Annotated in this window: 10 protein-coding genes; 5 read left to right on the top strand and 5 right to left on the bottom strand. The window is 61.3% G+C overall.

The window, feature by feature from the left end; translation table 11 throughout:
• Window positions 1–180: 180 nt before the first annotated feature.
• On the bottom strand, window positions 181–1,257 hold the full coding sequence (locus ACLP2E_RS22055; protein WP_442467135.1) for a sensor histidine kinase: 1,077 nt from the start codon (window positions 1,255–1,257) through the stop codon (window positions 181–183).
• A gap of 644 nt (window positions 1,258–1,901) precedes the next feature.
• On the opposite strand from ACLP2E_RS22055, the gene ACLP2E_RS22050 reads away from it, so the two are divergent.
• Entirely contained in the window at window positions 1,902–2,348 is a 447-nt protein-coding gene (locus ACLP2E_RS22050) for an SgcJ/EcaC family oxidoreductase (RefSeq protein ID WP_442467134.1), read from the top strand.
• A gap of 434 nt (window positions 2,349–2,782) precedes the next feature.
• Here ACLP2E_RS22050 and ACLP2E_RS22045 read toward each other — a convergent pair whose 3' ends face one another.
• Both ACLP2E_RS22045 and ACLP2E_RS22040 read right to left on the bottom strand, forming a co-directional pair.
• Window positions 2,783–3,100 (bottom strand): hypothetical protein, encoded by a 318-nt coding sequence (locus tag ACLP2E_RS22045; RefSeq protein ID WP_442467133.1) that lies wholly within the window; start codon window positions 3,098–3,100, stop codon window positions 2,783–2,785.
• 227 nt (window positions 3,101–3,327) lie between these two features.
• Entirely contained in the window at window positions 3,328–3,984 is a 657-nt protein-coding gene (locus ACLP2E_RS22040; protein WP_442467132.1) for a TetR/AcrR family transcriptional regulator, read from the bottom strand.
• Window positions 3,985–4,103: 119 nt separating this feature from the next.
• Here ACLP2E_RS22040 and ACLP2E_RS22035 point away from each other — a divergent pair, with 119 nt between their 5' ends.
• From ACLP2E_RS22035 to ACLP2E_RS22020, 4 genes are all read left to right on the top strand, one after another.
• Window positions 4,104–5,288: an HlyD family secretion protein gene (locus ACLP2E_RS22035; RefSeq protein ID WP_442467131.1), complete on the top strand. Its 1,185-nt coding sequence runs from the start codon at window positions 4,104–4,106 to the stop codon at window positions 5,286–5,288.
• Between the two features lie 25 nt (window positions 5,289–5,313).
• Complete coding sequence (locus ACLP2E_RS22030) at window positions 5,314–6,930, top strand: DHA2 family efflux MFS transporter permease subunit (protein WP_442467130.1); 1,617 nt, start codon at window positions 5,314–5,316, stop codon at window positions 6,928–6,930.
• A 36-nt stretch (window positions 6,931–6,966) separates the two neighbouring features.
• The gene (locus ACLP2E_RS22025) at window positions 6,967–7,440 is read left to right on the top strand and encodes a MaoC family dehydratase (RefSeq protein ID WP_442467129.1); all 474 of its coding nucleotides are present in this window, start codon (window positions 6,967–6,969) and stop codon (window positions 7,438–7,440) included.
• Window positions 7,441–7,823: 383 nt separating this feature from the next.
• Window positions 7,824–8,798, top strand: coding sequence for a hypothetical protein (locus tag ACLP2E_RS22020; RefSeq protein WP_442461611.1), 975 nt, complete (start codon window positions 7,824–7,826; stop codon window positions 8,796–8,798).
• A gap of 558 nt (window positions 8,799–9,356) precedes the next feature.
• Here ACLP2E_RS22020 and ACLP2E_RS22015 read toward each other — a convergent pair.
• Together ACLP2E_RS22015 and ACLP2E_RS22010 are read right to left on the bottom strand one after the other, a co-directional pair.
• On the bottom strand, window positions 9,357–10,604 hold the full coding sequence (locus tag ACLP2E_RS22015) for an IS91 family transposase (protein ID WP_442461610.1): 1,248 nt from the start codon (window positions 10,602–10,604) through the stop codon (window positions 9,357–9,359).
• Window positions 10,605–10,614: 10 nt separating this feature from the next.
• Entirely contained in the window at window positions 10,615–11,490 is an 876-nt protein-coding gene (locus tag ACLP2E_RS22010; protein ID WP_442461609.1) for a tyrosine-type recombinase/integrase, read from the bottom strand.
• Between the last annotated feature and the right edge of the window lie 59 nt (window positions 11,491–11,549).

The raw sequence follows: 11,549 nt of genomic DNA, 5'->3' as shown, positions 1-11,549 counted from the left end.
GTCACGTCATTAATCACGGAATTAACGTCGTAACTTCAGCCAAAGCCCGGCAAACCCAAAGGCACCGTCACCGGACGCTTACCAGGAATCGGCTCGAAACGGCCATTGTCGTATGCGTGCGCGGAAGCCGGCCAGGCCCTCGTCGGATCGATTGTCCGCCCACCAGGGTCCCAGTGAGCGCTATTCGCTTGAATGGGAAGACGCTTTCGCAAACGATATGGTCACGCTCATGCCGTTCCCTGGCGATGACGTCACTGCGACTTTCGCAGAAGTGTTTTGCTTCAGTGACTGGACCATGATCGCGCCGAGCTTTCCAGGCTTCGGCCAGATCGCGCCATCGCGCAAACCAACGCCATCGTCGGCGATCATAATGTGGCAGCCGTAATCGTCGATTAAGCCATGAAGTTTGATGACGCCTCCTTCACGACCCGCAAAGGCGTGTTTGAGGGCATTGGTCAGCAGCTCGTTCACGACAAGTCCAGCGGGCATGGCCACGTTCACCGATACGGGCCAAGTATCGAGTTTCATGTCCAGACGAACGCCTTCGACGGCGTGCGCCTGCATGACCGCGGTTGCGATCTGTCCGAGATAGGCGCCAAGGTCGACAGTGTCGTTGGCATTCTCTTGCGCAAGCGCATCGTACAAAACAGCCAGCGCGTGGATCCTGCCAGCAAGCCTATCGAAGCGTTCTCCAGTTGCGTCGTCGGGCACATTGCGCGCCTCCAACCGGATCAAGGCGGTAATCATTTGCAGATTGTTTTTGACGCGGTGTTGAAGCTCCCGAAGAAGTACGTCTTTGTCTTTCAATGTTTTTGCCCGCGCATTGCCGCCAGGGCCATGCCCAGCCACGTTCGCCAAAGCGACAAGACGGAATATCGGCTTTCCGGTTTCGTCCTCAATCGTGTTGGACCAGGCCGACACATTTACCGATCCTGCTTTTAGCTCGATTGTGAATTCACCGATATATTCCGCATCGTCTTTCACGGCATCGCGCAGCAAGCGGTCGTCGTCGACGGAGGCAGCGATCCCCGGCAATGCTCTCCAACTCCTACCCTCAATTTCGGCAACTGGCAGACCCGTCAGCCGCGAGAATTCGTGATTGGCATAGGTGACTATCTCAGAAGGGTGGAGTTCCGAGACGGCGACAGCAACCGGCGCATGGTCAAGGAACTGCTTGAACCGGTCACTTTCCAGCGCCTCAGCAAGATTCGCCGTATCGAGCAGAGCTTCTACCCTATCGGCATTATCACTCGTCATCGAATTTCCCTCTTGGGCCAGACTTCCGGTTGGCAGGCCTAAAGCGCGGGTTAGCTGGAACCTAGCCCGAAACTCCAGCAGCGCGTGTGGTAGCGTATTGCTCCTTCAATTCCCAATAGCCATTGGCGTAATAACCTTCGCTTTCAACAATCGATTGAAGTCAAAGTTGCAAACCGACCGGTGAATTCGGCTTGGAAAATTGGGAATCGTCAAACATGGTCACAAAAGTTCCGGTCAAGCCAGCAATTCTCTTGTCCATATTGCGTCTCCCGCTGCTGGGATCCGCGTTGGCCTTGAACCATCGCGGGCCGAAAAAGAACGAATTACTATTACGCGAGTCGATAGCACGCATATCGGCGTCAGAAACAGCTTCGGAATTTACTCATAAACGTGCAGCCTCCTTGGTTATCTGAGAGCGCGTGTTGTCGTGACTTGATCGAATGACTGCAATCCGCCGGTTCCTACCGATCTGCGTTGGCCGCCAACGGCTCGTTGCTGACGATCCTAGAGGGGCCGGCGGCAGAGATCGGCGTCGCAACTCCGATCTGCGATCCTTGCCTTCGTTGTTTGAAGCAGTCTAGACTTTAAAACGGGATCATTGGCCATGCCGGGAATACGGGCCAGAAGAACAGAAGGAACCGCCCATGCGCCGCCTGCTGATGCTCGCCATTCTACTATGTCTGCCCTCCCTCGCGTTTGCAGGGGCGAAGGAAGAGGGACAGGCAGTTTTTGATACGTTCCTGGCCGACTTTTCCTCGGCGAACGCGGATGATGTCGCCAGCCTCTTTACCCCCGACGCCCTTTTTTGGGGTACGCGAGCGACTGATCTGATCACCACACCAGAGGGTATTCACCAGTACTTTGCGAATGCATTTAAGGCGCTTCCGGGAGCGAAGGCGTCAAGCGTAAGCCCAGCTTCTGTCACCGTCCTCTCTGATGACGCTGTCGTTGTTTCCGGGATTTGGCAGGTGACAGGAGAGTCAGGCGGCAAGCCCGTCCTCTTGCAGCTCAGGAATAGCTTGGCCGTTGTCCGCCGTGGCGACCATTGGTTGATTGCCTCGTTCCACAACTCGCTACGTCCATCTCCGTAGCTTCTCAAATCTCTCTTGGTTCCCAAGCCTTCGAAGGCTGCGACGTAGAGTGCAAAATTCAAGATTCAGGTGCAAGTCTCCGCCAACGCCTGCAATTTGACACCAAGTCGCCATTGCTGCCGGGGTTGAACGACTTCCGCTTTCCGCCGCAAGGAGACGATGCCGATCGGCCCGTAGGATTGACGACCGTCTCATCATGATCCTTAACGGAGCTCGGCGGTCGTCTTGAACCACCCCATTTTTTTAGCGCTCGTCGTGGACATTTAGCCAGGCGGCATCACCGATGTCTGGTCGGGCGCGCGCGGCCGTAACGGGTAACCGTCGTAACCGCGCCCGGCGCGGGTTATGGCGCGGCGCGCGGCGCGGCTAAGCTCGGAAATAGCCCTACCTAGGGGCGCGGTTATAACGGTTACCAGCGGTTTCCACCCCTTGGGCTAAATACCGCCCTCGTGTGGCTCATCGGGCCGGCCCGTCAGGCGCCAATAGCCCTTGGCCTTTTGGCCGTTCTGCAGCGTCAGCGTCACCGGCCCTTCCCAGCCAAGGCCGCGCATCACGCGACCGAGCCGCCGAGTCTTGAATTGATCAACCTGATGCGGCGGTATCCTGAGAACTTCATCCATCCTTGCCGATGTCGACGCCGATAACGGCAATGTCTTCCGCAGTTCTTTGATCTGTGTGGGCCATTGGGTCTGCTCCGGCTTGATATTGGTCCTGCAGCTAACGCTGTTGGGGGAGCAGCCGGTCCATCCCATTAGCGGCCGGTCGCCAACCTTTCGCGCTCCGTCAAGGCAGGGTTCAAAGCAGACTTTCGCAGGATTAGGTTAGCATTCCATGCAGCCTTTGCGTCGTATTTGGCGGACCACCTAGAGCGTTTTCAAGCGTAGCGGGCACCGGTTCGCGCGAAGAAAACGCGTAAAAACGTAGAACGAGAGCCCTGCTCCGATTCAATCGGAGCGGAAAAGGCTGTAGTCGATTCACCCTACGAACGATCGACCTTGCAGCCTTTCAGAAACAGCGCGGCGCAGGTCTTGGCCCGAGCGGCGATTTCTTCGGCGTCTGGCGCCGCACGTTGCCCCAGCATGACGGCGCGTTGCGGCTCCATGATCATCATGCCGCGCAGCATTCCGGCGGCAAGATAATGGTCTTCGAGCTCCAGCAATCCCTTTCGACATTGTTCCTTCAGCCAGCGCGCCATGGCTTCGGCGACGTGCCCCATGGCGCCCACATAAAAGCTCCCTCCGATTTCCGGAAACCGGTCGCATTCGCTCAGCACCAGGCGAATGATCGCCGTCGTCTCCCCTTCAAGCGTCAGATGTCCATAGGCGACCAGGATCCGCTCCAGCGCCGATTCCATATCCAAGGCGCTGATCGCCTCCTCGTCGAACGCCAGCATGAATCTTTCGATTCTTTCGGAAATGACGCTTTTGAACAGATCCGCCTTGTTCGGCGTCAGCCGGTAGAGCGTCTTGGTGGAAACGCCGGCGCGTTGCGCCACCGCGCACATCGTCGCGCCGGCATAACCGTTCGCCTGAAACTCCTCGCGCGCCGCCTGGACAATCAGGCCTAGCGTCGCCTCGTCCGAGCGAGTTTGCGGGCGGCCGCGACCGCGACATGGCTCGTTTGCAATTTCGACCATGATGATTTTCCAAATTCCAATTGACAACCCCACGTTGAGGCGTATTTTGGAAACTATCAGGTTTCCTAAATAACGGCAAGCCGATTGTCCCGGCGCCTGGATAGGGTGGGAGTGGTCCGATGACGCAGCATGCAGATGTTGAAAGCTTTGATGGATCGGTCCAGGCAAGCGAAGTTGACGCTATCCTGAACGGGATCGGGATTTCCGGCCCTCCCGCCGCACGGGGCGGCATAAAAAAACTGCTGAAAAGCATGCTTCTCGTCGGTGTCGGCGCGGCAGCGCTGGCCGCGGCGGTCTATTTCGGCCGGCAGTATTGGACGGTCGGTCGCTTCGAGGTCGCGACGGACGACGCCTATGTCAAGGCGGACAACACCACCATCGCCCCGAAAGTGGCGGGCTATATCTCTGCCGTGCAGGTCGGCGACAATGAGCGCGTCAAGGCAGGGCAGATTCTGGCCCGCATCGACGATCGCGATTACAAGGTCGCGGTCGAGCAGGCCAAAGCCGATGTCGAGGCGGCCAAAGCCGCCATCGCCAACAAGCAGGCGGCGCTCAACGCGCAGCAGTCGGCGATCGACGGCGCCCACGCGACCATTGCGGCCGATCAGGCGAACCAGACTTTTGCCGAGCAGGAGGACAAGCGTTATTCGGATCTCGCGAAGACGGGATTTGGCAGCGTGCAAAATGCGCAGCAGGCGAATTCGCGTGTTCTTGCTTCCCACGCCGCGGTGACGCGGGACACGGCGGCGCTCGCCAGCGCGACCAAACAGCTGGACGTGCTGAAAGCCGAGCTGGCGCAGGCCGAGGCGAGTCTGGCCCGCGCGCAGGCGGGGCTCGACCAGGCCGAACTAAACCTCTCCTATACGATCATCGCCGCGCCAGTGGATGGCGAGGTCGGCAACCGCACTTTGCGCGTTGGCCAATATGTGCAGGCGGGTGCCCAGCTGATGTCGGTGGTGCCGACCGAGGCCGCTTACATCGTCGCCAATTACAAGGAGACGCAGCTGACCGACGTTCATCCCGGCCAGCCGGTCGAAATTGCGGTCGACATGTTCCCCGGCCAGGTGTTTCGGGGTCGCGTCGACAGCCTGGCGCCGGCGAGCGGCCAGGAATTCGCGCTGCTGCCGCCCGACAACGCCACCGGCAATTTCACGAAAGTCGTGCAGCGCATCCCCGTGAAGATCGTGCTCGACGCCGGCAGCCCGCTGTCCCTGGTGTTGCGTCCGGGCATGTCGGTCACTCCCACCATCGACACCAAAGTCCGCAAGACGCAGGTCGCCACTGCGGCGGACCGCAAGAGCTGAGGTCCCGGCGTTTAGGAGCAAGGCCATGTCGAGCATAGCGCAAGTCGCAACAGGTAGCTCTTCCGGCGCTATTCCATTTGTCGCGCCACCGACGGAAAAGGCGAGCCTGACCTCCTGGATCGCCGTTCTGGCAACCATGATCGGCGCGTTCATGGCGATCCTCAACATCCAGATCACCAACGCCTCGCTGCTCAACATCGAAGGCGGCATTGGGACGGGCGTCGACAATGGCGCCTGGATTTCGACCTCCTATCTGATCGGCGAAATCGTCGTCATTCCGCTCACCGATTACCTCAGCCGGGTTTTTTCCTATCGCCGTTACATATTGGCGAGCACGATCCTGTTCGCCTTGTTCTCGATCGGCTGTTCCTTCGCCCATGACCTCGGCTCGATGATTGTTTGGCGCGGATTGCAAGGGTTTGCCGGCGGCGTTTTGATCCCGATGGCCTTCACCGCCGTGCTGACCAAACTGCCGAAAGCGCAGCAGCCCATCGGCTTCGCCATGTTCGCCGTCGCCGTCACTTTCGCCCCGGCGATCGGCCCGACCATCGGCGGCTATCTGACCGAGAATTACGGCTGGCAGACCATTTTCTACGTCAATACGCCGCCGAGCATCGTGATGGCGATTGCACTGGCCTTGACGCTGGAGCGCGAGCCGATGCAACTCCATCTGCTCAGGGAAGGCGACTGGGCGGGCATAGTGACCATGACGATCGGGCTTTCGGCGCTGCAAACCGTGCTTGAGGAGGGCAACAAGGACGATTGGTTCGCCTCGTCATTCATCTTCGATCTGGCGATCGTGTCTCTCGTCTTCCTGTCGATTTTTGTCGCCATCGAGCTTTCGGTGAAAAAGCCGCTGGTCAATCTGCGCCTGCTCAAGCGGCGCAATTTCGGCGTGGGCGTTGTCGTCAATGTCCTGATGGGCTTCGCCTTGTTCGGCACGATCTATGTTCTGCCGCAATATCTCGGTCAGGTGCAGCGTTACAACGCCGAGCAGATCGGCAAGGTTCTGGCATGGACGGGACTGCCGCAGCTCCTGCTGATCCCCTTCGTGCCGATGCTGATGAAGCGTTTCGATGCGCGCTATATCGCCTTCGCCGGCCTCGTCATTTTCGCCGCGAGTTGCTTCATGAACGTGACTCTGTCGCTTGATTCCTCCGGCGATCAGTTCCTGGCGCCGAACATCGTGCGCGCTATCGGCCAGGCGCTGATGCTGACGCCGATCAGCGCCATCGTCACCGGCGGCATTTCGCCGAGCGAAGCCGGCTCGGCCTCCGGCCTCTCAAACATGCTGCGCAATCTCGGCGGCGCGGTGGGCACGGCGACGCTCGCCACCATCCTGACCAAACGCGAACAGTTTCACTCCAACATCATCGGCCAGTCGGTGACGCTTTACCGCGACGAAGTGCGCCAGAGACTCGATGATCTGACCCATTATTTCCTGGCGCACGGAGCCGCCGGCGCCGATGTCGCCCGCCAGCAGGCGATCGGCGCGATCGGCGGAATCGTCAAGCGTCAGGCGCTGATCATGGCTTTCGGCGACACGTTCGCGATCATCGGCGCGCTGCTTGGACTTGCGGCCGTGCTGCTGCTTTTTGCAAGAAAAGTGAATGCCGCGGCGGGAGCGGAGGGCGCTCATTGACGCCTTGGGAAACAGGTTGAAACAGGAGGATGGATCATGACTCTGGCCGATCAAAGCGCACTCTTTCTGGAAGACATTTCCGTCGGCCAGCGTTTCGTCAGCGCGACGCATGTCCTGGACTCCGATCAAATTAAGGCTTTCGCCGCCCAGTTCGATCCGCAGCCTTTCCATCTCGACGAGCAGACCGCAGAGGATACGTTTTTTGGCGGTCTGGCGGCGAGCGGGTGGCATGTCGCGGCGATCACCATGAAGCTTTTGGTCGGCAACGGCGCCAGCATCGCCGGCGGCCTCATCGGGGCGGGAGGCGAGATCGCCTGGCCAAAACCGACAAGACCCGGCGATGTGCTTCGTGTTGAAAGCGAAGTGCTGGAGGTCAAGCCATCCCGGTCGCGACCCGATCGCGGAACGATCACCTTGCGCAGCGAAACGCGCAATCAGCGCGGCGAAGTGGCGCAAGTTTTCACGGCGAAGCTGGTCGTGCCGCGTCGGAGCGAAACCGTTCAAGTCTGACGAAGGGCGCAATTTGCCGAATCTTCGTCATCGCCGACGAGGGGGCGACGATGAACCCCATTCGGAGTTCGTTCCGGTGGCGCCGTACTTCCGATTCTGATGCTGTGGACGGCTCTCCAACTCCGCGGGAGCATATGCTCCTGTTGAGAGAATGGGAGAGCGAGCCATAGGTCAGGTGATTACGATCGGTCTGGACATTGCAAGATCGGCTTTTCAAGTTCACGGCGTCGACGCAGCGGGCGAGGTGGTTAGTCATCGTCGCGCAGCGGGGATGTGGCGGGGAGGGCGGCGACTTCCTGTAACGCGTTAATTCCGCGCGCGTTCGCCGCAAGGTCGTCACGCTTTCGCGCTAAGACGCCCAAGATCGGTTCAGGGATGCGCAATTGATTCACCGCCGCGCAGCTTTACTTGGGCTCGGGAGCGCGGCGCTAGCGGCCGCGACGCGGCAGAGCGCCGCACGCTCGAGCGCCTATCGTTCGCCGGGCGACGTTTTCGCCGCCTTGCGCGATCAGAAAAGCATTCGCCTGTCGATTGGCGCCGCCGAGTTGCGCGTCGTCTTCGCCGACGGGGCGCCCGGTCTCGATCAGAACGTCGCCATCGGATGGGTTCGCGAAGCCGCCGAGGCGGTCACTGCCTATTTCGGGCGATTTCCTGTTCCCCATTACAGCCTGCTGATCGTGACTTCGCCGGGCGAGAAGATCGTGACCGGCGCGACCTGGGGCTTTGCCGGATCATTTTCCCGCGTCGAGGTCGGCGCCGGCGTCACACGCGAGGCATGCGCCCGGGATTGGGTTCTCGTCCATGAGATGACCCATACCGCCCTGCCCAATTTGCCGCCGCGCGCGCTTTGGCTGCAGGAAGGCAACGCAACTTATGTCGAACCGATCGCCCGCGCCATGATTGGCAATATTCCAGCCACGGAGGCCTGGCGCGAGGCGGTGCTCGGCATGCCCCAAGGCCAGCCCGCCGCCGAGGACAGCGGCATGGACGGGACCACAGACTGGGGACGGCTCTACTGGGGCGGAGCGATTTTTTGGCTGATGGCCGAGGACGCGATCTATTCCCAAACCAACGGCCACGGGACGCTACGCGACGCGCTGAGACGGATCAATCGCCAAAGCGGCGGCAACACGGTCGTCTGGACGCCGGGAAAAATGGTCGCCGTTGGCGACGACGGCACAGGCGCAAACGCATTGCAGACTCTGTACCGCGACTTCGCAGCCCATCGCGTTGCGCCCGACCTTCCCGCGCTGTTCCGACGCTTCGGCGTCGCCCTTGCGCCCGGAGGCGGCGTCGTCTTCGACGATGGCGCGCCGCTGGCCGCATTGCGGCGGCGCATAACGGTCAGTCACGCTTGACGAAAAAGCGCCATGTTTAATGGATCAAGGGCTGGCGACACAGTTTTGGAGAATTTGGCGTTTGCGAGGCACGTGCATACTCTGCTCTGGAGCTTGATCCTCCCCCTTTACACATTATTGTCTTCGATTGTCGGATCCGCATTTAATGGCTGCTTCGCGACGATGACGCTGGTTCATCTCGACGGCACTGAATTTCAGCTTATGTGAAGGGTTTCGGTCGCCGGCCCATCACGAATGCTGCGTGTCGCCGGCGGGCCGGCGTCCGAAAGCCTCCATGGGAGGAAACCGCGGGATGTTGAGGCTTGATGGTTCAGGCGGCGATCTATGGGGATTATGGAAGGGGCGTCCCAGTTCTGAGGGCTGTCGCGCAGGCGAGAGGCTTTTGAAGGGATGGGCGCGGGGCATTTTGACGTCGGCCGATTGCGGCTGTTGCGACGTTGAGTTTGATGAGGCCCACGGTTTCTCGCATTTTGGGCGCTGATGCGACGAGATCGTCATGGCCGGCGCCTTTGGGCGTCGACGTAATGCCGGCGGCGTGCGGGCGGGCTTTGGTTTTGGTCATGACGTGTCGAACCCCGCGCAATCGGTCTTGAAGCTGCGCGGCGTCGCGCCGCGCGCAAAAGTCTCGACGACGCGCATGCGTCCAGCGCAACAAGGGCAGGCTTTGAGCGCCGCCGCCTCGGAAGGATCTGGCGTTATCGTTTGCGGCGCTTGGGTTGTCGCGACGAGGTCGAACTGAGGTTTTTCGGCGTCCTCGGTCTTGGCAATGAGTTGGCGCAGGCGAGTGATATTTGCGGCGCGCCTCTGGCTGGCGAACAGCCCGTAGTGGCGAATGCGGTGGAAGCCGCTGGGCAGGACGTGCATGAGAAAACGGCGGATGAACTCGTCCGCTGACAGCGACATGGACTTGATCCAGCTTCTGCCGGGCGCCTTGCCGCGGGCGCGATAATCCTTCCAGCGAAAGGCGACATTCCCGCCGTGGAAGCTGAGGAGACGGCTGTTGGAGATCGCCACGCGGTGGGTGTAGCGCGAGAGATAGGCGAGGACGGCTTCCGGTCCGGCGAAGGGGCGCTTGGCGTAAACGACCCATTCGCTTCGGCGCAGCGGAGCCAGAGCGGCCTCGAAGGCCTCCTTGCCGGCGAGCGCGGCGAGATCGCCGAAAAAGGCCAGGCGGCCGGCATGGTGAAGCGCGGCGAGTCCTTCGAGAAACAGGCGGCGGAACAGGCGCGACAGCACGCGCACTGGCAGGAAGAAGCCGGGCTTGCAGGCGATCCAGCGGGCGCCGTCCGGCGACAGGCCGCCACCGGGGACGATCATGTGAATGTGCGGATGGTGGGTCATCGCCGAACCCCAGGTGTGGAGCACGGCGGTGATGCCGACGCGGGCGCCAAGATGCTTGGGGTCGGCGGCGATGGTGATCAACGTCTCGGCGGCGGCTTTGAACAGGAGGTCGTAGATCGCGGCCTTGTTCTGGAACGCGATCGCCGCGACCGGCGCCGGCAGGGTGAAGACGACATGATAGTAGGCGACCGGCAGCAACTCGGCCTGTCGTTCGGCGAGCCACTGCCGCGCCGCCGCGCCCTGGCATTTGGGGCAGTGGCGGTTGCGGCAGGAGTTGTAGGCGATCTCGACATGGCCGCAGTCGTCGCAGCGCGCGACATGACCGCCGAGCGCTGCTGTGCGGCAGGCCGTTATCGCCGACATGACCTTGAGTTGGCCGAGGCTGAGATGTCCTGCGTGGGCGCGCGCATAGGCGGCGCCGTGAACGCGCAGGACATCCGCGACCTCCAGGGAAGGCCGCGCCATGGCGTCGCCGTCAGGCGGGCGGCGCTTGCCCTGTCAGGTTTACGCACAGACGCTCCAGCGGGCTGGTGACGTCGCGGATCGTGTTGACGGCGACGCGGGTATAGAGCGCCGTCGTCTCCAGCTTGGCGTGACCGAGCAGAACCTGGATCACGCGGATATCGACGTTGCGTTCGAGCAGATGGGTGGCGAAGCTATGCCGCAGGGTATGGGGCGACACGCGCTTGGCGATGCTGGCCTCTCGCGCCGTTTCGCGCACGACGCGGCTCAACTGACGGGCCGACATCGGGTTGACCGGGTTCATCCCTGGAAACAGCCAGGCCTGGGGCCGCGCCGCCCGCCACCAGTCGCGCAGCCATTCGAGCAGTTGCGGCGAGAGCATGACGTAGCGGTCCCGTTGGCCCTTGCCCTGTTCGACCCGCAAGGTCATGCGCTTGCTGTCGATGTCGGACACCTTCAGGGCCACGACCTCGGAGACGCGCAATCCCGCGCCGTAGGCGACGCCGAACGCGGCTTTGTACTTCAAGCCAGGCGCGGCTTCGAGAAGACGGACCACTTCCTCCTCGCTCAGCACGACCGGCGCCCTGCGCGGCTGGTGCAGGGCCGTCAGAGGACGGGCCAGGTCCGGCCGTTCGATCGTGACATTGAAGAAGAAGCGCAGCGCGGCGACGGCGGCGTTGATGGTCGGCGCGCCGATGAACTGCTTGGCCATATGCAGCTGATAGAGCCGAACGTCTTCAGCCGTGGCGGCGTCCGGCGAACGGCCAAGAAAAACGGCGAAGTTGCGCACGTTGCGGAGGTAATCCTTCTGCACCTTCTCGGTGAAGCGGCGCGCCGTCATGTCCTCGATCATGCGCTGGCGCAACGGGCTGCTGGGATTGTCGATCATCGCGAAAGCTCCTGTCTCGCATGGGGTTGAACCCCACGATCATGGGACAGGCGGCCTAT

This window comes from Rhodoblastus sp. (genome assembly GCF_052145335.1).
Lineage (GTDB): Bacteria > Pseudomonadota > Alphaproteobacteria > Rhizobiales > Beijerinckiaceae > Rhodoblastus.
Note: the sequence above shows the minus strand (reverse complement) of the source record. Positions and strands in the feature narration are given on the sequence as shown.